Annotated in this window: 19 protein-coding genes; 12 read left to right on the forward strand and 7 right to left on the reverse strand. The window is 72.7% G+C overall.

Translation table 11 applies throughout. The features are described from left to right. Positions 1 to 9 precede the first annotated feature (9 nt). Together meaB and IEZ13_RS04045 are read right to left on the reverse strand one after the other, a co-directional pair. Entirely contained in the window at positions 10 to 969 is a 960-nt protein-coding gene (meaB, locus tag IEZ13_RS04040) for a methylmalonyl Co-A mutase-associated GTPase MeaB (RefSeq protein ID WP_183216740.1), read from the reverse strand. Further along, a complete protein-coding gene (locus IEZ13_RS04045; protein WP_183216742.1) occupies positions 966 to 2,150 on the reverse strand; it encodes an acetyl-CoA C-acetyltransferase in 1,185 nt (394 codons plus the stop codon). Before IEZ13_RS04045 ends, meaB begins: the two co-directional genes overlap by 4 nt. Before the next feature lie 81 nt (positions 2,151 to 2,231). Between IEZ13_RS04045 and mce the strand changes: the two genes are divergently transcribed. The 4 genes from mce to IEZ13_RS04065 all read left to right on the forward strand — a co-directional run bounded on the left by mce (position 2,232) and on the right by IEZ13_RS04065 (position 7,075). Beyond that, positions 2,232 to 2,714: a methylmalonyl-CoA epimerase gene (gene mce, locus IEZ13_RS04050; protein ID WP_183216743.1), complete on the forward strand. Its 483-nt coding sequence runs from the start codon at positions 2,232 to 2,234 to the stop codon at positions 2,712 to 2,714. Between the two features lie 260 nt (positions 2,715 to 2,974). Further along, a complete protein-coding gene (locus IEZ13_RS04055) occupies positions 2,975 to 4,297 on the forward strand; it encodes a coiled-coil domain-containing protein (protein WP_183216745.1) in 1,323 nt (440 codons plus the stop codon). Positions 4,298 to 4,525: 228 nt separating this feature from the next. Further along, complete coding sequence (locus tag IEZ13_RS04060; protein ID WP_229794456.1) at positions 4,526 to 5,914, forward strand: coiled-coil domain-containing protein; 1,389 nt, start codon at positions 4,526 to 4,528, stop codon at positions 5,912 to 5,914. A gap of 42 nt (positions 5,915 to 5,956) precedes the next feature. Further along, positions 5,957 to 7,075 carry an AI-2E family transporter gene (locus IEZ13_RS04065; RefSeq protein ID WP_183216747.1) on the forward strand — a complete coding sequence of 373 codons (1,119 nt, stop codon included), beginning with the start codon at positions 5,957 to 5,959 and terminating at the stop codon, positions 7,073 to 7,075. Here IEZ13_RS04065 and IEZ13_RS04070 read toward each other — a convergent pair. Next, on the reverse strand, positions 7,056 to 7,838 hold the full coding sequence (locus IEZ13_RS04070; protein WP_183216749.1) for an alpha/beta hydrolase: 783 nt from the start codon (positions 7,836 to 7,838) through the stop codon (positions 7,056 to 7,058). The genes IEZ13_RS04065 and IEZ13_RS04070 overlap by 20 nt on opposite strands. Positions 7,839 to 7,848: 10 nt before the next feature. Beyond that, complete coding sequence (locus IEZ13_RS04075) at positions 7,849 to 8,175, reverse strand: hypothetical protein (protein ID WP_183216751.1); 327 nt, start codon at positions 8,173 to 8,175, stop codon at positions 7,849 to 7,851. Between the two features lie 54 nt (positions 8,176 to 8,229). Here IEZ13_RS04075 and IEZ13_RS04080 point away from each other — a divergent pair, with 54 nt between their 5' ends. The 3 genes from IEZ13_RS04080 to IEZ13_RS04090 are packed head-to-tail and all read left to right on the forward strand — an operon-like array spanning position 8,230 to position 11,847. Further along, entirely contained in the window at positions 8,230 to 9,723 is a 1,494-nt protein-coding gene (locus IEZ13_RS04080; RefSeq protein WP_183216753.1) for an aldehyde dehydrogenase family protein, read from the forward strand. After that, the gene (locus IEZ13_RS04085) at positions 9,707 to 10,366 is read left to right on the forward strand and encodes an ABC transporter ATP-binding protein (RefSeq protein ID WP_183216755.1); all 660 of its coding nucleotides are present in this window, start codon (positions 9,707 to 9,709) and stop codon (positions 10,364 to 10,366) included. The genes IEZ13_RS04080 and IEZ13_RS04085 overlap by 17 nt, the downstream gene beginning before the upstream one ends. Further along, a complete protein-coding gene (locus tag IEZ13_RS04090; protein ID WP_183216757.1) occupies positions 10,363 to 11,847 on the forward strand; it encodes a DUF6297 family protein in 1,485 nt (494 codons plus the stop codon). The genes IEZ13_RS04085 and IEZ13_RS04090 overlap by 4 nt, the downstream gene beginning before the upstream one ends. 13 nt (positions 11,848 to 11,860) lie before the next feature. On the opposite strand, the gene nucS is transcribed toward IEZ13_RS04090, so the two are convergent. After that, positions 11,861 to 12,520 (reverse strand): endonuclease NucS, encoded by a 660-nt coding sequence (gene nucS, locus IEZ13_RS04095; protein WP_183216759.1) that lies wholly within the window; start codon positions 12,518 to 12,520, stop codon positions 11,861 to 11,863. Positions 12,521 to 12,590: 70 nt separating this feature from the next. Between nucS and IEZ13_RS04100 the strand changes: the two genes are divergently transcribed. The 4 genes from IEZ13_RS04100 to IEZ13_RS04115 are packed head-to-tail and all read left to right on the forward strand — an operon-like array spanning position 12,591 to position 17,894. Next, positions 12,591 to 13,211: a DUF4126 domain-containing protein gene (locus IEZ13_RS04100; protein WP_183216762.1), complete on the forward strand. Its 621-nt coding sequence runs from the start codon at positions 12,591 to 12,593 to the stop codon at positions 13,209 to 13,211. 8 nt (positions 13,212 to 13,219) lie between these two features. Then, entirely contained in the window at positions 13,220 to 14,551 is a 1,332-nt protein-coding gene (locus tag IEZ13_RS04105; protein WP_183216764.1) for a hypothetical protein, read from the forward strand. 57 nt (positions 14,552 to 14,608) lie between these two features. Next, the gene (locus IEZ13_RS04110; protein ID WP_183216766.1) at positions 14,609 to 17,152 is read left to right on the forward strand and encodes an FtsK/SpoIIIE domain-containing protein; all 2,544 of its coding nucleotides are present in this window, start codon (positions 14,609 to 14,611) and stop codon (positions 17,150 to 17,152) included. Next, positions 17,139 to 17,894, forward strand: a complete 756-nt coding sequence (locus IEZ13_RS04115) for a hypothetical protein (protein WP_183216768.1) — start codon at positions 17,139 to 17,141, stop codon at positions 17,892 to 17,894. Before IEZ13_RS04110 ends, IEZ13_RS04115 begins: the two co-directional genes overlap by 14 nt. A 351-nt stretch (positions 17,895 to 18,245) precedes the next feature. Here the strand turns inward: IEZ13_RS04115 and IEZ13_RS04120 are convergent, their stop codons facing one another. Continuing rightward, positions 18,246 to 19,094, reverse strand: a complete 849-nt coding sequence (locus tag IEZ13_RS04120; protein WP_183216770.1) for a 3-hydroxyacyl-CoA dehydrogenase family protein — start codon at positions 19,092 to 19,094, stop codon at positions 18,246 to 18,248. Positions 19,095 to 19,205: 111 nt separating this feature from the next. Here IEZ13_RS04120 and IEZ13_RS04125 point away from each other — a divergent pair, with 111 nt between their 5' ends. Further along, complete coding sequence (locus IEZ13_RS04125) at positions 19,206 to 19,556, forward strand: hypothetical protein (RefSeq protein ID WP_183216772.1); 351 nt, start codon at positions 19,206 to 19,208, stop codon at positions 19,554 to 19,556. A 13-nt stretch (positions 19,557 to 19,569) separates the two neighbouring features. On the opposite strand, the gene murA is transcribed toward IEZ13_RS04125, so the two are convergent. Continuing rightward, positions 19,570 to 20,859 carry a UDP-N-acetylglucosamine 1-carboxyvinyltransferase gene (gene murA, locus IEZ13_RS04130; protein ID WP_183217229.1) on the reverse strand — a complete coding sequence of 430 codons (1,290 nt, stop codon included), beginning with the start codon at positions 20,857 to 20,859 and terminating at the stop codon, positions 19,570 to 19,572. Positions 20,860 to 20,894 lie beyond the last annotated feature (35 nt).

Genomic DNA, 20,894 nt, shown 5'->3' on the forward strand with positions numbered 1-20,894 from the left:
GGACAGGCCCTACAGGCCGGCGACCAGCTCGGCGGCGGCGGCGTGCGGGTCGATCTCACCGTCCACGACGCGGGCGGCGAGCAGTGGCAGGGCCGTGCCGCCGCTGAGATCGCCGATCCGGGCCCGCAGCGTGCCCAGTGCCAGCGCCGATATCTCCGCCGACGCCCGGTGCTCCCGGCGCCGGCGCAGGTTGCCGGTGCTCTCCAGCCAGTCCCGGTGCTTGCCGACGGCGGCCACCACGTCGTCGATGCCCTCGCCCTTGGCCGCGATCGCGCGCACCACCTGGGGCCGCCACTCGTTCGGGCCGCGCTCGCCGAGCGCGAGCATCCCCTGGATGTCGCGATAGGTGGCGTCGGCGCCGGGCCGGTCCGCCTTGTTGATCACGAAGACGTCGGCGATCTCCAGCACCCCGGCCTTGACCGCCTGGATGGCGTCGCCCATCCCCGGCGCGAGCAGCACGAGCGTGGTGTCGGCGAGGGAGGCGATCTCCACCTCGGCCTGCCCGACACCGACCGTCTCGACCAGGATCACATCGCAGCCGGCGCCCTCCAGCACCCGGACCGCCTGCGGGGTGGCCGCGGAGAGCCCACCCAGCTGGCCGCGGCTGGACATCGAGCGGATGTAGACGCCGGAGTCGGCGGTGTGGTCCTGCATGCGGATCCGGTCGCCGAGGATCGCCCCGCCGGTGAACGGGCTGGACGGGTCGACGGCCAGCACCCCGACCCGGTTCCCCGCCTCGCGGAGGGCCCGGACCAGCTCGTTCGTCGTGGTCGACTTGCCCACGCCGGGCGCGCCGGTCAAGCCGACGACCTGGGCCCGGCCGGCGAACGGCGCCATTGCGGCGGCCACCTCGGGCAGCGCGGGATCGCCGTTCTCCACCAGGCTGATCAGCCGGGCCACGGACCGCGCGTCGCCCTCCCGGGCCTTGGCGACGAGGGAGGGCACATCACGGGTCCGCCTCGACGTCACGCCGCCGGCACCTTGATGATCAGCGCGTCGCCCTGGCCACCGCCGCCGCACAGCGCGGCCGCGCCCAGCCCGCCGCCGCGGCGCCGCAGCTCCAGGGCCAGGGTGAGCACCAGCCGGGCGCCGGACATCCCGATCGGATGGCCGAGCGCGATGGCGCCACCGTTCACGTTGACGATCTCCTCATCCACCTTCAGCTCGCGGGCCGACTGGATGGCCACCTGAGCGAACGCCTCGTTGATCTCGATCAGGTCGAGATCGTCCACCTCGAGCCCGGCCTTGTCCAGCGCGTGCTTGATGGCATTGGACGGCTGGGACTGGAGCGAGCTGTCCGGCCCGGCGACGTTGCCGTGCGACACGATCTCTGCGATCCAGGTGAGGCCCAGCTCCTCGGCCTTCGCCCGGCTCATCACGATCAGCGCGGCCGCGCCGTCGGAGATCGGCGAGGAGCTGGCCGCGGTGATGGTGCCGTCCGGGGTGAAGGCCGGGCGGAGGGTGGACAGCGACTCGGCGGTGGCGCCGGGGCGGACACCCTCGTCGGTGTCGATCACCTGACCGGCGTCCCGGCCGCCGGCCGGGACCGCGGCGATCTCCTCGGCGAACCGGCCGTCGCGCTGGGCCGCGGCGGCCCGCTGGTGGCTGCGGGCGGCGAACGCGTCCTGCTGCTCCCGGGTGATGCCCAGGCGGGCGCCGCTCGCCTCGGTGGACTCGCCCATCGAGATGCCGGCCCACGGGTCCATCAGGCCGTCGATCGCGGTGTGGTCACGCACCAGCACGTCACCGAACTTACGGCCCTGGCGCTGATCGGCCAGCAGGTGCGGCGCATTGGTCATGGACTCCATGCCGCCGGCCACCACCACGTCGAACTCGCCGGCCCGGATCAGCTGGTCGGCCAGCGCCACCGCGTCGATGCCGGAGAGGCAGACCTTGTTGACAGTGAGGGCGGGCGTGGTCATCGGGATGCCGGCGGCCACCGCGGCCTGCCGGGCCGGGATCTGGCCGCAGCCGGCCTGGAGCACCTGACCCATGATCACGTACTGGACCCGCTCGGGGTCGACGCCGCCGCGGCTCAGCGCCGCCGCGATCGCGTGACCGCCCAGAGCGGTGGCGGGGAGGTGTTTGAGGTTGCCCAGCAGGCGCCCCATCGGGGTCCGGGCGCCACTGACGATGACGGAGCTGGTCATGGTCACGATCCGATCTGCGACGACCGGGCCTGGGGGCACCCGGGGTGGCCTTAACGATGGGTCAGGTCAGAGACTAACCGCATGACAGACGACACACCGAGCGCTGGACGGGACGAGAATGTCACATTCCCCGGACTGCTCCGCATCGATCACGTCGGGATAGCGGTGCCCGACCTGGACGAGGCGATCGCCTTCTACGCGGCGAACTTCGGGCTCCGCTGCGTGCACGAGGAGACCAACGAGGAGCAGGGCGTACGGGAAGCGATGCTCGCGGTCGGCGACGGCGACGGCCCCCGGCTGCAACTGCTGGCCCCGGCCCGGCCGGACTCGGCGATCGCACGGTTCCTCGACCGCAGCGGTCCCGGTCTGCAACAGCTGGCGTACACGGTGGCCGACGTGGAGGCGACCGCCGCGGCCCTGCGGTCCCGCGGTTTGCGCCTTCTGTACGACGCCCCCAAACGCGGCACCGCCGGATCCCGGATCAACTTCGTCCACCCGAAGGACGCCGGCGGCGTGCTGGTCGAGTTGGTCGAGCCCGCCGGAGGGGGTACGCCGGTCGGGTGAATCGACCTGACGCGGCCCCGGTCTCCTGGCAGGATCGGGGCCATTGAGCAGCGCCGACGACGTCTGCGCCGGAATCGTGATCACCCGAAGCCCCGACTGACCAGGTCGCGGCGGGACGGCACCGGACCGGCCGGTGCGGCCGGGGCCGTCACCCGAACGGTCCGGGGCCGCGCGACGGTCCAGGTCAAAGCTGATCTACTATGCGGTTCGGATGCCCCTCGGCTCTTGCATGTCCGCCCCCTTCTCGCCAGGATGGCGCAATGCCCCAGCAGCAGGATCAGAACCTGGCCTTCTTCGAGACCGCGAATTCGCAGCACGACTTCACGGTCGTCCTCCGCGGCTACGACCGTCACCAGGTCGACGGACACATCGGCCGGCTGCTCGCCGCGCTGAACCAGTCCGAGCAGGCCCGCGGCGAGGCCGAGCAACGGATGAACGACGCTCAGCGGCGTCTGCGCCAGGCCGAGCAGCGACTGAACGCGCTCGAGCAGAAACTGGCCGACAGCAACAAGCTGCTGGAGGAGAACAACCGGCCGACGCTCTCCGGGCTGGGCACCCGGGTGGAGCAGATCCTGCGTCTCGCCGAGGAGCAGGCGAACGACCACCGGAACGAGGCGAAGCGGGAGTCCGAGGGCATTCTCTCCGCGGCCCGTCTCGAGGCCCGGGAGATCACCGACAAGGCCCGCGCCGAGGCCGCCGCCATGAAGGCGACCGCCGAGCGCGAGGCCGGGCAGGTGCGCACCCACGCCGAGCGGGAGGCCGCCGAGACCCGGGTGCAGGCCCGCCGCGAGGCCGACACGCTCCGGTCGGACGCCGACCGGGAGACCAAGCAACTCCGTACCGTCACCGCCCACGAGGTCGCCGAGCTCAAGTCGACCGTGGAGCGTGAGGTCGCGTCGCTGCGCGCCACCGCCGAGCGGGAGATCACCCAGGCCCGGGCCAAGGCCGCCCGGGAGGCCGAGGAGAAGCGCGCCGAGGCCACCAAGCTGCTCACCGACGCCCGTGACAAGCGTGACAAGGATCTGCAGGCACTGGCCCTGGAGATCGCCGAGCGCCGGGAGAAGGCGGAGCGCGAGGAGTCGGAGCGGCACGCCGCCCAGGTCGCCGCGACCCAGAAGATGGTGTCCGAGGCCGAGGAGCGGGCCCGCGCCGCCGAGGACCGCGCCAAGGAGATCGAGCAGCGCGCCGAGGCTCGCCGGATCGAGTCCGAGCGGTACTCCTCGGAGACCGTGGAGAAGGCGCGCGCCCTGGCGGAGAAGACCGTCACCGAGTCCCGCGCCGAGGGCAACCGACTGCTCAGCGAAGCCCGCACCGAGGCGGAGCTGACCACCCAGGCGGCGCGCCGCGAGGTCGAGGACCTCACCCGTCAGAAGGACGCGGTCACCAACCAGCTCGGCCAGATGCTGTCCGGTCTCTCCGGCCTGGTTCCGGGGGTCGGCGGTGCCGCCACTCCGGCCGCGGCGGCCGCCGCTGCCGTGGCCGCCGCCGCGGCCCCTGCTCAGCGGGCCGCTGAGCCGGAGGCCGAGGAGACCGAAGAGGCGGAGACCGGTGACGAGCCGGTGGCGGCTCAGACCAATTCCTGACCGGGCTCTCAGCTTCCTCCGCTTGCGGACCCGTCGCGGATACGCGACCGTGAACCCGCCGGGCGGTACATGACGAAATCAGGCCGTACCGGAGTTTCTCCGGTACGGCCTGACTCGTTTCGCGCTTGCCTGGGTTTGCCAACCGAGGTCAGACAAATCGCAACTACACGCATGGTCTCTTCCAACCCGGTGTGTATCGACACGCCACGGGACGATGCGTATGTGAGGATGGACAGCATGTCGCACGGCGGTGAAATCTTCGGTCTCGGCGGAGAGGCGGCCACCGAGCCCAGCTTCGAAACGGCCCTCCGGGGCTATGAGAAGAAGCAGGTCGAGCGATACGTCACCCGGGCGGAGAACGAGATAGCCGCCCTCCTCAACGACCGCGAACAGGCGTATTCGCAGATCCAGGCGCTGAGCGCGCAGATCAAGGGCCTGCAGGCGGAGCTCACCCAGGCCCGGCGCGAATCCGGGATCACCGGCGAGGTGTCGTTCCGGCACCTCGGCAAGCGGGTGGAGCAGATCCTGCTCCTCGCCGAGGAGCAGGCCGAGGCGATCAAGGCGTCCGCCACCGACGACATCGCGAGCCGGCTCGCCGAGGCGGAGCGGATCCGGGCCGAGGCCGAGGCGCACGCCCACAACGGCATCCGGGACTTCGAGATCACCCTGGCCGCGCGCCGCGCCGAGGAGGAGAAGGCCGACACCGCGAAGCGGGTCGCCACCGACAAGGCGATCGCCGCCGCCCGGCAGGCCGCGGAGCAGAAGCGCGCCGAGGCCGAGGCGGTGCTGGCGCGGGCCCGCAACGAGGGCAAGCACATCACCGAGAAGGCCACTCAGGACGCTCAGCGGACCAAGGCCGAAGTGGACGGCTACGTGCAGTCCACCCGGATGCAGGCCGAGCAGGAGCTCAAGGCGCTGCGGGAGAAGACGCAGCAGGAGATCACCGCGCAGCGCACCGAGGCGGAGCGGGAGCAGGCCGACCTCAAGGCGGCCGTGGAGCACGAGCTGGCGCTGCGCCGGCACTCGGTGATCGAGGAGCTGGGCCAGATGCGCGCCGGCGTCGAGAAGCAGTGCTCCGACCTGCGCAGCGAGGCCGACAAGTACGCCGAGGAGGTGCTGCGCCGCTCCGACGACCAGGCCACCGCCGTACGCAAGGAGATCGCCGCGCAGCAGGAGAAGATCGCTCAGGCCGGCCGCGATCTGGAGACCGCTCTGGTCGAGACGTCCGGCGCAGAGAAGCGGCGGAACGCCGCGCAGGAGGCGGCGAAGGCGGCCGAGAAGGAGACCGAGCAGGTCGCGCAACGGCTCTCCGAGGCGAAGCAGGAGCTGGAGGCCGAGCTGAACCGGACGGCCGAGGCCAAGCGCGCCGGTGAGGCCGCCGAGCGGCATGCCGCCGAGGTCCGCCGCCAGGTGCAGAAAGAGGCGAAACGGGTGGCCGAGCTGGCCGCCGCCGCGGTGCTGGCCGCCGCCGCCGAGCCCGAGGACGACGAGAAGCCCGCCGATCCCGCCGGTTCGGTGACCACACAGCCGGCCGAGAAGGAGCCGCCCGCCAAGGTCACCGCCTCGGCGAAGGTGACCGTCCCGCAGGCGAGCCGGGTGGCGGCCGACGCCGATTGACTACCGGTGGCAGGGGTGGCCCAGCGGCGATAGCCTCAGTTGATGTCCGCCGAGCCACCCGTGCCCGAGGAGACTGCGCCCGTCGAGGAGCAGCCGCCGGTCGAGGAGCGGCCGCCCTTCGGCACGCCCGGTCCCCCACTGAACCGGCGTAACCCCTTCCTGCTCGGCTTCCTCTTCGGGCTGGGCCTGATCCTGGCGTACACGCTCTTCCTGGGCGTACGGAATGCGGCCTCGATCCTGGTTCTGATCTTCATCGCGCTGTTCCTGGCGATCGGGCTGAACCCGGCGGTGACCCGGCTGCGCGGCTGGGGCCTGCCGCGCGGCGCGGCCGTGGCGGTCGTCGCGCTCAGCGTGGTGCTGCTGCTGGTCGGCGGTCTGGTGGCGCTGATCCCGCCGCTGGTCACCCAGACCACCGAGCTGATCAACAACGCGCCCGAGGTGGTGGAGAGCCTGCGCCGCAGCCGGACGGTCAACGATCTGGTGCAGCGCTACGACATCGCGACCAAGGTGCAGGGCGCGGTGAACGCCGGGACGATCGGCAACGCCCTGGGCGGGGTGGTCGGCGGCGCCCGGCTGCTGTTCGGCACCATCTTCAACATCCTGACCGTGCTGGTGCTGACGATCTACTTCATGGCCGCCTTCGACCGGATCAAGGCGACCGGTTACCGCCTCGTGCCGGCCAGCCGCCGGGAGCGGGTCGCGCTGCTCACCGACGAGATCCTCAGTAAGGTGGGCGCCTACATGGTCGGGGCGCTGGCGATCGCCGTGCTGGCCGGGGTGTGCAGTTTCGGGCTGGCGCTCGCTCTCGGCCTGGCCTATCCGTTCGCGCTGGCCGTGGTGGTGGCGATCTGCGACCTGATCCCGCAGATCGGCGCGACCATCGGCGCCGTCGTGGTCAGCCTGGTCGGTTTCGCCGAATCGGTGACCGCCGGCATCGTCTGCATCGTGTTCTTCATCGTCTACCAGCAGATGGAGAACTATCTGATCTACCCGCGGGTGATGCGCCGGTCGGTCCGGGTGAGCGACGTCGCGGCGCTGGTGGCGGCCCTGGTCGGAGTGGGGCTCTTCGGCGTCATCGGCGCCCTGGTCGCCATCCCGATGGTGGCCGCCATCCAGCTGATCATGCGCGAGGTGGCGATCCCTAGTCTTGAGGACCGTTGAAAGCGGCCACTGTCCGGTCGGCATAGGCGCTGGCGTCGCCGGTTTCCATCGGACCATCCCAGGTGGTGGGCAGCGGCGTCGGCACCTCTGGCGCCACCCGGCGGACGATCTCGTCGAGCACCTTCTCGGCGTCGCCGACCCACAGGTGCTTGGCGCCCGGAACCGGCACCACCTCGGCCTGCGGAATGGCCGCGAACCTCTCGGCCGCCTCGGCCGGGCGCAGGTAGTCGTCGAACTCCGGGATGAGCGCGGTCAGCGGCTTGCCGTCGCCGGCCCAGGCCGCGAGATGCTCCGGCCGGGAGAAGCGCAGCGGCGGGGAGAGCAGGATCGCGCCGGCGACCGCCGGGTCCAGCCCGTACATCAGGGTCAGGTCGGTGCCGAAGGACCAGCCGACCAGCCAGATGTTCGGCAGGTCGGCGAACTCCGCGAACTCGATGGCGGCGGCCACGTCGTAGCGCTCGTCCACCGCCTGCGAGAACGCCCCGCCGCTGGTGCCCCGGACGCTGCTGGTGCCGCGGGTGTTGAAGCGCAGCACGGCGATCCCGGCCAGGGCGGGCAGCCGCCAGGCGGCCTTGCGGTAGACGTGACTGTCCATCATGCCGCCGTGGGTGGGCAGCGGGTGCAGGCAGACGAGGGTGGCCACCGGCTCGCGGTCGAGCGGCCGGGCCAGCTCACCGACGAGGGTGACGCCGTCCGCGGTGTGCAGCTCGATGTCCTCCCGGTGGGCCGGGAGGATCGAGTTGGCACGGATGTGGTTGCTCATGCCGCGATCATTACCCATAGCGTGGGGCGTTGCGCGACCGCTCCACCCCTGGGGCCCGGCGGTCACGGGCCCGCCAGCAGCCGGAGTGCCAGTGGCGGCGGTCGGTCAGGTCACCACGGTCGTCGACCGGCCAGGCCACCACGTGCGCCACACCGGGCCGGATCTCCTGGACGCACCCCGGACAGCGGTAGGTCTTGACGGCCGCCGCACCGAACACGTTCCGCACCATGAAGTCACCGTCCTGCCACTGCTGGACGCGGTCCTCGGTGATGCCGGGACGGTCGGGCCGCTCCTCGTCCTTGTTGGCGGACCGGGGGCGATTACGGCGGGGGCTCACAAGCTCAAGCGTACGTAGTGACTCACTGGTAACAATCACCCTAGACTCGCGGACATGACGGCGACTCACGTTCCCGGCCTGCCAGTGATCGAGGACGGCCGGCTGATCTCGACGAACCCGGCCACCGGTGAGGAGGCCGGCCGCGTACCGGTCGCCGACGAGAAGGCGGTGCTCGCGGCCGTCGAGCGCGCCCGGGAGGCGGCCGTCTGGTGGCAGGGCCTCGGCTTCGCGGGCCGCCGGACCCGCATGCTGCGCTGGCGTTCGCTGATCGTGCAGCGGATCGAGGAGCTGGCCGAGCTGACCCACCGGGAGTCCGGCAAGCCGGTCACCGACGGGCTGATCGAGGCCACCGCCGCCGTCGAGCACCTGGACTGGGCGGCCCGCAACGCCAAGCGGGTGCTCGGGCCGCGCCGCGTCCGGACCCGGCTGCTGGTCGCCGAGCACTCCGGCCACCTGGAGTACCAGCCGTACGGCGTGGTCGGCGTGATCGGCCCGTGGAACTACCCGATCGTGACCCCGGTCGGCCCGATCAGCGGCGCGCTCGCGGCCGGCAACGCGATCGTCTTCAAGCCGAGCGAGTACACGCCGGTGGTCGGGCAGTGGCTGGCCGACTCGTTCGCCGAGGTGGTGCCGGAGCACCCGGTGCTCCAGGTGGTGCACGGGCTCGGCGACGTCGGCGGCGCGCTGTGCCGCTCCGGGGTGGCCAAGATCTCCTTCACCGGCTCGACCGCCACCGCCAAGAAGGTGATGGCCGCCTGCGCGGAGAACCTGGTGCCGGTGGTGCTCGAGGCCGGCGGCAAGGACGCCCTGATCGTCGACGCCGACGCGGACGTGGAGGCGGCCGCCGAGGCCGCCGTCTGGGGCGCCATGACCAACGCCGGGCAGACCTGCATCGGCATCGAGCGGGTCTACGCCGTCGAGCCGGTCTACGACCGGTTCGTGGACGCCGTCGTGGCGAAGGCCGGCAAGCTGCGCACCGGCGAGGAGATCGGCCCGATCACCATGCCGAAGCAGCTCGACATCATCCGCGACCACATCGAGGACGCGCTGGCCAAGGGCGGCCGGGCGGTGCTCGGCGGCGCGGAGGCGGTGCAGGCGCCGTACGTCTCCCCCACCGTGCTGGTGGACGTGCCCGAGGACTCGTCGGAGATGCGCGAGGAGACGTTCGGCCCGACCCTCACCATCACGAAGGTGCGGGACGCGGACGAGGCCGTCACGAAGGCCAACGACACGCCGTACGGGCTGGGCGGCTCCGTCTTCGGGAAGAAGAACGCGATCCGGATCGCCCGCCGGCTGCGCTCCGGCATGGTCGCCGTGAACGGGACGCTCACCTTCGTCGGCATGGGCAACCTGCCGTTCGGCGGGGTCGGCGAGTCCGGCTTCGGGCGCATCCACGGCGACGACGGGCTGCGCGAGTTCGCCCGAGCCAAGGCGATCACCGTCCGGCGTGGCCCGTCCCTGCTCCCGGCGATGACCTTCGAGCGCACCCCGGCCCAGGTGAAGCAGATCGTGAAGGCCCTGCGTCTGCTCTATGGACGGAAGCCTTAGCCTCGAAGGGGTGGCCGATCATCCCGCAGTCGAAGTCCATGATCTGAATGTCAGCTACGGCTCGACCCCGGTGCTGGTCGACGTGGGGCTCACCGTCCCGGCCGGCGCCGGTGTCTGCGTCACCGGCGAGAACGGCATCGGCAAGTCCACTCTGCTGCGCTGTGTGAGCAGCCTCCAGCGCCCGGACTCGGGCGTGATCCGGGTGAACGGCTGCGAGCCGGGCGACCGTCCGGACTTCTGGCGGGCGGTGGCCACCACGGTCGAGCCGCCCACCTGGTACCCCGGCCTGACCGCCCACGAGCACGCCGAACTGGTCTGCCGGGCGCACGGACAGGATCCGGCCGAGGCGGGCATCGACGAGGCGCTGGAGCGGCTCGGGCTGGGCGGGCACGCCGACGCCATCCCGCCGTCGCTCTCCTCCGGCCAGAAGCAGCGGCTCACCCTGGCGCTGGTCCTGCTGCGCCCGAGCGCGCTGCTCATCCTGGACGAGCCGGAGCAGCGCCTGGACCCGGACGGCCGGGCCGTGGTCGCCGGCATGCTCGCCGACTACCTGGCCGGCGGCGGTTCGCTGCTGCTGGCCAGCCACGACGACAAGTTCGCGGTCGCCTCGGGCGCCGAGATCGTCTCGATGGACATGCTGTGACCGTCGTCGAGCTGCGGCCGGTGCGCCGCTGGATCCGCCGCACGCAGTCCGCCCACCGGGATCGCGGGGAGACCGCCACCACGGCGTACGTCGTCGTCTTCTCGATCCTGGTGCTGGCCGCCATGGCCCAGGAGACGCTGGCCGCGGTCTTCAGCCCGCTGGTCCCGAACCTCACCGGCTCCGGTGCGCTGGCCTGGGCCGCCGTCTGCGCCGGCCTGCTCTTCGCCACGCTGCGCCGGCTGGGCCCGGTCACGGTCAGCCGCCCGGCCGCGTACTTCCTGCTCACCGCGCCGGTCAGCCGCCGCCGCCTGCTCTCGCCCACGCTGACCGTCGCGACAGTCGGCGCGGCCCTGGCGGGCGCCGCCGCGGCGCTCGGCATCCTCGGGCACGCCGCGTCCACCGGTTCGATCGTCCTGGTGGCGACCGGCGCCGTCCTGGGCGTCCTGCTCGCGGTGGCCGCCGCGACCGCGCAGGCGCGGCCCCGGGTGTCCCGGATCGCCGACACGGCCGGGCGGGTGGCGGTCGCCGCCGGGCTGGCCGTGCTGGTCGCCGAGGAGGCCGGGTGGACGCCGCCCACTCCCGGTGGGTGGCCGCCGGCCGTCGTCGTGGTCCCGCTCACCGGGCTGCTCGCGGTGGTCGCCGCCGCCGGCTTCCTTCTGGCCGTACGCGACCTCGCGCGCACCCCGAACGACCTGATCCTGGACTCGGCCAAGACGGCGGGCACCCTGGCCGACTCGGTGTACGGCGTGGAGCCGTCCTTCCTGGCCGACATGCTGGAGCGCCGCTACTGGGCACACCGCCGCCTGCGGTCCACCCCGCTGCCCCGCCGGCTGCCGCCGCTGACCGCCCAGGACCTGCTGCTGGCCCGGCGCCGGGTCCCCCGGCTGCTCTGGGCGGCGGCCGCCACCACGCTGCCGCTGCTGCTGTCCGGCGCCCCACCGTGGTTGCTGGCCAGCACCCTGCTGATCGGCACGATGCTCGCCGCCCGGACCACGACGTCCGCCGTGAAGACCGACGCCACCAACCCGGTGCTGCTGCGCCTGCTGGGCCTGACCTCACGCCGGACGCTGTGGCAGCGGCTGTGGGTGCCGGCCTCGCTGGGCACGATCTGGGCCACCGTGGCGCTGGGGCTGCTCCAGCTGACCGGCGCGCTCCCGCCCGGCCAGTGGTGGCCGCTGGGCCTGGCGCTGGGCCCGATCGGCGCGGTGGCCGCTCTGCGGGCGGCCCGGGCCGGTCTGGTCCGCAACGACCTGCTGCCGGTGGAGACGCCGATGGGCTCGGTCCCGACCGGCCCGCTCCTGCACGCCTTCGCGGGCCTGGACCTGCTGATCCTGGCACTGCCCACGGTGGTCGCCCTGGCGACGGCCGCCCCGGCCACCCTGAGCCTGCTGGTCTTCCAGGTGGGCCTCGGATACCTGGGCGTGCACGCCTACCTGACCTTCACCACCTCACCCGACCGGGTCGAGCTGGCCACCCGCTGACCGCCGACCGGGTTCAGAAGAGGGTGAGCTCGTCGCGCTTCATGCCGCGCAGGGCGTCGTAGTCGACGACGACGCAGCGGATGCCGCGGTCGGTGGCCAGCACCCGGGCCTGTGGCTTGATCTCCTGGGCCGCGAAGATGCCCTTCACCGGGGCGAGCAGCGGATCCCGGTTCATCAGTTCGAGGTAACGAGTGAGCTGCTCCACCCCGTCGATCTCCCCGCGCCGCTTGACCTCGACCGCCACCGATCCGCCCGCGGCGTCCTTGCACAGCAGGTCGACCGGCCCGATGGCGGTCATGAACTCCCGGCGGACCAGGGTGAAGCCCTCGCCGAACGTCTCCGGGTGCTTGGCCAGCAGCTCCTGGAGGTGCGCCTCGACGCCGTCCTTCTGGAGGCCGGGGTCGATGCCCAGCTCGTACGAATAATCCTGGAAGACCTCCTCCAGGGTGATCCGCAGCTCCTCGCCGGCCTTGTTCACCACCTTCCAGACGCCCGGCGCCTCCTGCAGCTTGCAGGGCGGGCTCATCCAGTTGAGCGGCTTGTAGGCACGGTCGTCGGCATGGATCGACACCGACCCGTCGGCCTTGACCATCAGCAGCCGCACCGCCGGGGGCAGGTGGGCGGAAAGACGGCCGACATAGTCCACGGAGCACTTCGCGATGACCAGACGCACCCAGCGACGGTACCTGAGGCGGACCGGCGCCGGGCGGGCGGCACGAGCGCGGCGGTGCCATGCTGAGATCGTGCTCGAAGCATTGACCGGTACCGGTCTGGCCGCATCGGCCGGCCTGAACGCCTACATCCCCCTGCTCACCATGGGCCTGCTGGCCCGTTACACCGACGCCATCGAGCTGCCGTCCAGTTGGTCCTGGGTGTCGAACGGCTGGACCCTGACGATTCTGGCGGTTCTGCTCGCCGTCGAGGTGGTCGCGGACAAGGTGCCGGTGGTCGATCACGTCAACGACGTGGTGCAGACGTTCGTCCGGCCGACCGCCGGTGGTCTGGCGTTCGGGGCCGGCTCCTCCTCGGAGACGGTGACCGTCGCCGACCCGGGCGCGTTCTTCGGCTCGCACCAGTGGATGCCCATCGCGGCGGGGGTGGTGATCGCGCTCTGCGTCCACGGTGTGAAATCGGCGTCCCGGCCTGTGGTCAATGCGACCACCGGCGGGCTCGGCGCCCCGGTCGCCAGCACGGCCGAGGACATCGGCAGCGTCGTCATGTCGGTGCTGGCCATCGTGCTTCCGGTGCTCGTCCTGGGCGTTCTCGGGGTGCTGGTGTGGGCGGCGGTCTGGGTGGTGCGCCGGCGTCGCCGCCGTAAGCGTGAGCGGATCGGGAGTGTCGAGACCCGTCACCTGTTTGGTTGACTTCTCGGGTGCCCGCGATCGCCGTACCCACCTTCGCCCTCGCCTGGTGGTTCGCCTGTTACCTGATCGGCCGTGATCCGGACCGGGCCAGTCTGCGCTGGCAGGCGACGGCCCTCGTGTCGTACGCCCTCGGCGTGGCCGCCTGGACGCTGGCCCCCGGTTCCGATGCCGCCGAGATCCTGCTCTGCATCCCGGCGCTGTGCTGGGCCGGGGCGGTGGTGTCGCTGCTGCCGCTCACCCCGGCCGAGCGCCGCCCGGTGGACCGCGGCGCGCTGGCCCTCGGCGCCGCGTTCCTCCTGATGATCGTCTTCCTGCCGCAGGCGGGCCGCCTCGTGGTGCTGGCCCCGCTCATCGGTGGGCTGACCCTGCTGTGGCGGCTGCGCGCCCAGGTGGTGCCGCGGATGATCCCGGTCGCGCTGACCGTGATGGCGGTGCTCTGCACGGGCGCGCTGGGCCTGCTGCTGTTCACCGCCGGGGGCGCCCGCGCCGCGATCGCCGCCCTGGGCCTGGACCTGCTGGTGGTGGGCTACCTGGTGGCGGTGTCGCACGCGGCCGAGGCCGGTGAGCGGCTGCGGCCCGATCTGCGCCGTGCGATGGTCGCCGGGCTGGCCGTGCTGGTGCTGGCCGGGATCCCGGCGGCGGCCACCATGTTCCTGGTCCCGGAGCACGACGGGGTGGCCGCGCTCCAGTTCCTGGTGCTGGCGGCCGGGGCCACGCTGGCCGGGCTGGGCGCCCAGGTGCGGCGGCTGCTGGACCGGCTGGCGCTGGCCGGCGAGGACCGGCTGCGCTCGGACCGGGCGGCCCTGTTCCTGAACGCGGACGCGCTGCTGCGCCGCCGGGAGCGCCGGCGGCTGCACACCGTCGGCGAGACCGAGTTCCTGCGGATGACCCGGCGGGCGCTCACCGACTTCGGCGACCTGAACCGGCTGGCCCGCAGCCCGCTGACCGATCTGCCGTCGGTGGAGCGGCGGCTGGCCGGGCGGGAGGATCAGCCCCGGGCGCGGGCCCGGGAGTTGCGGGCGGTGCTGCGGGAGTCCGTCTCGGCGCTGCGCCCGCCCGGCCCGTTCGGCACCACCGACGACTGGCGGTACTACAACGTGCTCCAGTTCTGCTGCGTGCTGGGGCTGAACCCGTACGCCCGGCGGCCGAAGACCGACGGGATGAGCCGGGAGGCGCGGCTGGCCGTCGACTGGTTCCGGCGGTATGTGCCGGAGGCGGTCACCAAGCAGTGGGTCCGGGAGGCCGCGATGATCGTGGCCGAACGACTGTGGACCGAGGTGGCCACCAGGCAGCCTGCACTGCCCGCCACGCCGGACGAGATCACGACACGCAACCGGTAAGCGGATAAAAGCCGTAAAGATGGCTAAAATCGCCCACCATGGACGCCGGGGTAACGCGTGGGTAGCCACCGCAACGCGCTGGTCGCCGCGATCCGGCAGGAGCTCGCCGAGGCGCGGGGGACCGCCCGTGCCGTCCTGGCGGCCGCCGAGTCGGCCCGGGGCGAGGCCCAGCAGCGGCGACGGCTGGTCCGGGAGGCGTACGCCACCTGCCTGAGCCGCCTCGCCGAGGCCCGGGAGGCGACCCGCGCCGACATCGAGGACCGCTACCGCGGCGAGGCCGCCCGCCTCGCCGGGCACCTGCGCGGGCTGGCCACGGTCAGCGCCACCGGGGCGGCCGGGGCACCCTGGAAGCTGTGGGCGCCCAGCGAGCCCGCGCCCGGCCGGTCACCCGGCCTGCTGCGGATCGGCACCATCAGCTTCGACGGGGCGACCCCGCTGCCCGGCCTCGTCCCGCTGCTCGACGTGGCACACCTGCACCTGAGCGGGCCGCCCGCGATCCTGGACGAGGTGATCACCGGGCTGCTGCTGCGGGCCCTCGGCAGCACCCGGCCCGGCGAGGTCGAGCTGACCGTCTACGACCCGGAGCGCCTGGGCGGCACGCTGGGTGCGTTCGCGCCGCTCGGGCCACGGATCGTCGGTCCGGGCGGACTGACGGCGCTGCTCGACGAGACGGTCGAGCACATCTGCTCGGCGGCCGTACGGGAGTCCTGGCGCCTCGTGGTGCTGCTCGCCGACCGGGCCACCACCGAGGAGATGACCCGGGCGCAACGGGCCCAGCTGGACCGCATCGTGCGTACCGGGGTGGGCCGTGGGGTGCACCTGGTGGTCCGCGGCCTGGAGCTGGAGGACCATTCGGCTGTCGAACGGATCGTGGTCCGGGACCGGGTCGCCACCTGCGCCTCGCTGGGTCGGCTGGAGGTCCAGCTGGACCCGCCGCCACCCGCCGAACGGGTCGCCGCGTTCTGCCGGGAGACCACCGAGCGGCTGTGCGAGGGCCCGCCCCCGGCCCGGCTCGCCGACCTGGAGCCGGCCCGCACCTGGGCCGAGTCCTCCCGGTACGGCCTGATCGCCCCGATCGGCGACAGCACCGACAGCTCCCTGGTCGAGGTGACGCTCGGCGACGACCCGCCGCACGCCCTTATCGGCGGCCCGGCCGAGTCCGGCAAGACCAACCTGATCCACACCTGGCTGGGCTCGCTCGCCACCCGGTACGGCCCCGAGGAACTGGCCCTCTACCTGCTCGACTTCACCGACGGCGAGGCCTTCGCCCGGTACGTGCCCGGCCCCCGCGACCCGAGCTGGCTCCCCCAGGTCCGGCTCGCCGGGGTGAACGTGTCCGGCGACCGCGAGTTCGGCCTGGCCATGCTCCGCCACCTCGGCGAGGAGCTGCGCACCCGGGCCCAGGCCGCCAAACGTCACGACACCGACCGGCTGTCCGGGCTGCGCGGCGCCGACCCGGGCGGGCACTGGCCCCGGATCGTCGCGGTGATCGACGAGTTCCCGGCGCTCCTCGGCGGCCGCGACGGACTCGCCGACGAGGCCGCCGAGCTGCTCGAGGACCTGGCCCGGCGCGGCCGCTCGCAGGGCATCCACCTGATCCTGGCCTGCCAGGAGGTGTCCGGCATCCAGGTGCTGTGGGGCCGTCCCGGGCTGATCGCCCAGTTCACCCTGCGGATCGCCCTGCCCAAGGCGCGGCGGGTCCTGGCCGACGACAACCTGGCCGCATCGGTCATCCCCCGCCATCACGCCGTCGTGAACCCCGAGTCCGGCCTGGCCGGGGCGAACCGGGTGGTGCGGCTGCCGGACGCCGGCGACCGGACCGCCTGGCGGGCCGTCCAGCGCCGGCTGTGGCGGTCCCGGCCCTCCGGATGCGAGGAGCCGCGGCTCTTCGACGGGAACGCGGTCCCGCGGCTGCCGTCGGCGTACCGGCCGTCCGGGCGGGTGCCGTCCGCCGACGCCCCGGTCGGGTCCTCGCCCGGCGCGGTGCTCGGCGAGCGGATCGACGTGGCGGCCCGTCCGGCCCGGCTGCGCCTGGGCCGGATGCCCGGCCGCAACCTGGCGGTTCTCGGCACCCGGACGGACGAGGCGTGTGACGTGCTGGCGGCGGCCGCGCTGTCGCTGGCCGCCCAGGGGCCGGCCCACTTCAGCATCGTCTGCCTGGAGCCGGCCGCCGAGCGGGCCGCGGCCCGGCTGGTCGCCGAACTGCCGGCCGCCGACTGGTACGACTCCTCGGACGTCCACTTCGGCCCACCCGCCTCCGACGTGCCCCGCTACGTGATCGGCTACGGGCTGGACGCGGCCGGGCCACCGCACCGGCCGGCCCTGCGCACGCTGCTCACCGAGGGCCCGGAACAGCGGATCCACGTGCTCGGCTGGTGGCGGGGCGCCGGCCGGCTCCGGGACGACCTGGCCGGCCGGTACGACCCGATCGGCGCGTGGGTGGCACTCGACGTCCACGGCTCCGAACTGGCGCCGCTCTACCCCCAGCCGGGCGGCCCGCTCTGGTACCCGCGCCCCCGCCGGGCCCTCTTCTTCGACCGCTCGGTGCACCGCACGCCCGAGGTGATCATCCCGTACGAGGTGAACAGTGACCACACGTGACCGCCAGCCGCTCGGCCGGGACTACCAGCTCATGGTGAGCGCGCTCGCCGACGTGACCCGCCGCCGCGACGCCGAGGTGGCCGAGGCCGAACAGGCCTACCAGGACAGCGCCGCCCGGGCCGCCGGCGAACTGGCCCGCGCCGAGAGCGACGCCCTGGCCGCCGACCGCTGGGCCGGCGCCGCCGCCGCACAGGTCCTCGACGTCGACCGGGAAGCCGGCCGCCTCTGGGAGCAGCTCCGCCGCGCCGGCGGCCTCCGGGTCCGCGCCCTCGGCGAGCTCCCCGAGCCCGCCCCGGTCGAGGCCATGCCGCGGATCGCCCTGCAACGCCGCCCGGAACCCGGCGAGGACGTGATCGCGCCCGGCCGGCAGTCCCCGCGGGTCCTGCTCTCCCGCGCGGCCGACCGCATCGACGTCACGATCCGCCCGGCCGGCAACGGCGCCCTGCCCCGCTGGACACTCCCGCTGCTCCCGCTGGTCGGCGGGCTCACCGCCGTCCTCACCGGCCTGATCGCGGCCGGCCTGGTCACCTTCGGCGACACGGTGCTCTGGGGCGGCCCCGTGATCCGCGGCCTCGGCTGGCTCACCTTCCTGGTCGCGCCCTCCTCGGGCGTCCCGCTGGCCGCCTACACGGCCCACAGCCGCCTGCACGCCCGCCTCGACATCGGCGGCATCGGCCTCACCCTGCTGGGCGGCATGGTCGCCGCCACGGCCCTCTCGCTCTCATTCGCAACAACCCGCTGACCCCGAAACCCTTTTCCGGTACGGCGTTCCCCGCCCCCGGCAACAACGGCCGTCCCGCCGAGCCACGCGATCCAGTCGCGGGTCAAGCCTGTGCCGCGCCCGCCGGGCGTAGATCGGTGGTCCGGCTGGCCCCCAGAGCTGTCTCACGGCCGGCTGGGCGGGCCGCTCGGCCGGCGGGCGGGGTATGGCCTGGAGTGGCAGCCGGCCGGCCGCGGTAGCCGCCGAAGGCGGGGTTCGGTCCTCCTGCGGTTGTCGGAGGTGTATCCGTACCGGAAATGGTTTTAAGGACGAACGCAAGCGTGCCGGGCCCCGCTGAGCGAGACCCGGCACCGAGAGCGCGACCGAAAAGGATCAGTAGGAGTAAAATCCCTTACCGGTTTTGCGGCCGAGGTCGCCGGCCTGGACCATGCGCTGGAGCAGCTCCGGCGGGAAGAACTTCTCGTCGGCGGTGTCGCGGTAGATGTTGCTCGCCGCGTTCAGCATGACGTCGAGGCCGGTCAGGTCGACGGTGGCGAGCGGGCCCATCGCGTGACCGAAACCGAGCTTCATGACGGTGTCCAGGTCGGCCGCGGAGACGACGCCCGACTCGACCAGCTTGATCGCCTCGACGAGGATCGCCGAGAAGAGCCGGTTGGAGACGAAGCCGGCGACATCGCGCTTGACCTCGACGCAGGTCTTGCCGACCTCCTCGGCGTAGGACCGCGCGGCCGCGAGGGTCTCGTCCGAGGTCTGGTAGCCACGGACCAGCTCGACCAGCCGCATCATCGGGACCGGCGAGAAGAAGTGGATGCCGACGACCGATTCCGGCCGGCTGGTGACGGTGGCGATCTGGGTGATCGGGATGGCCGAGGTGTTGGTCCCGAGGATCGCGCCGGCCTTGCAGATCTTGTCGAGGGCCTTGAAGACCTCGTGCTTGGCCTCGATCTTCTCGTAGATGGCCTCGACCACGACGTCGGCGTCGGCGGCCGCGTCCAGGTCGGTGGTGGGCGTGATCCGGGCGAGGGTGGCCTCGACGTCCGCCTCGGCGATCTTGCCCTTGGCCGCGAACCGGCTCAGCGAGTCCTTGATCGCGGACATGCCGCGGTTGAGCGAGGCGTCGTCGACGTCCCGCATGGTGACCTGCCATCCGGCCTGCGCCGAGACCTGGGCGATGCCGGAACCCATCAATCCGGAACCGATGACCGCGAGACGACCCGCCATGCTCACTCCTTCGTTAGCGCCGAGGCGCCGTCAGCTTAACGCAGGTTCAGCACCGCCCCCGATCAGGGCGAATCGCCGGAATACCGGGAATCGCGATGCCAGACTGTGCGTATGGCCACGAGCGACGGCTGGTACCTCATCGGACCGTTGATCGCCTTCGGATTGGTCGGCTTCCTCGGCGCGGTGTTCTGGCGCATGGGCCTGCAGCCCACCGGCTCCCCCGGAAGGCCGGGCCGGGACGGGTACGCGGACGGCCTGGCGATCTTCGGCGAGCGGGACGACTACGGCCTGCTCTTCCCGGCCGCCGTCACCGAACACCCGGAGGTGGCCGACGAGATCCGGCGGCTCCTAGCCGATGCGGGAATCCGTGCCACCACAGCGATCCGGCGCGACGGGCGGGTGAGCGTCCTCGTCTTCTGCGAAGAGGTCGAGGAGGCCCGCCGCCTCGTCGGCTCCTTCTAGAAGTCGAATCCTTCTAGAAGTCGAAGGTCGGCTCCGGCACGTCGGTGCGCTCCACCTCGACACCCAGCCGGGCCAGGTCGGCCACGAAGTCCGGATAGCCACGGTCGATGTGGTGCACCTCGCCCACCTCGGTCACCCCGTCCGCGCAGAGCCCGGCGATGACCAGCCCCGCCCCGGCCCGGATGTCGGTGGCGCGGACCGGCGCCCCGGAGAGCCGGTCCCGGCCGTTGACGACCGCGTGGTGCCCGTCGGTACGGATGTCCGCCCCCAACCGCACCATCTCGTTCACGAACATGAACCGGCCGTCGAAGATGTTCTCCGTGATCAGCGACGAGCCCTCGGCCACCGAGGCCAGGCCCAGCGCCATCGGCAGCAGGTCGGTCGCGAACCCCGGGTAGGGCAGCGTCACGATGTCGACGCCGCGCGGCCGCTCGCTGGTCCGCACCCGGAAGCAGTTGTCGCCCGGCTCGATCGTCGCGCCCGCGGTCGCCAGCTTGTCCAGCGCGATGTCCAGGAACTCCGGCCGCACCCCGTGGACGGTCACGTCGCCACGGGTCATCACCGCCGCGTACGCCCACGTGCCGCCGACGATCCGGTCGCCGACCGTGGTGTGCCGGACCGGCTTCAGCGGACCCTGCACCCCCTCGATCACCAGCGTGGACGTGCCGGCGCCCTCGATCCGGGCGCCCATCGCGTTGAGCATCTCGCAGATGTCGACGATCTCCGGCTCCCGGGCCGCGTTGTCGATCTCGGTGACGCCCTTGGCCAGGACCGCGGCCATCAGGATGTTCTCGGTGGCGCCGACACTCGGGAAGTCCAGCCAGATCTTGGCGCCGTGCAGGCCGCCGGGCGCCGACGCGATCACGAAACCGTGCTCGCCGGAGATCTCCGCGCCCATCCGGGCCAGACCGGACACGTGCATGTCCAGGCCACGGGACCCGATCATGTCGCCGCCGGGCAGGGCGACCCGCACATAACCCCGGCGGGCCAGCAGCGGGCCGAGCACGCAGATCGACGCGCGCAGCCGCCGGACCAGGTCGTAGTCGGCCTCACTGCCCGGCTCGGCGGGCACGTCGATGACCGCCTCGGTGCCGTCGAGCGTGACATCGCAGCCGAGCCGGCGGAGCACCTCGGCCATGATGGCTATGTCGGTGATCCGGGGAACGTTCGCCACCACGCTGCGCCCCTCGGCCAGCAGCGCGACCGCCATCAGTTTGAGCGCCGAATTCTTCGCGCCGCCCACCATGACGTCACCGGCGAGGCGAGCCCCGCCCTTCACCCTGATCACATCCACGCGGGCAATCGTAGGAGCCGTGGCCCACCCGCGCCTCGTAGGGT

The sequence above is a fragment of the Actinoplanes campanulatus genome, assembly GCF_014647795.1.
GTDB classification, from domain to species: domain Bacteria; phylum Actinomycetota; class Actinomycetes; order Mycobacteriales; family Micromonosporaceae; genus Actinoplanes; species Actinoplanes campanulatus.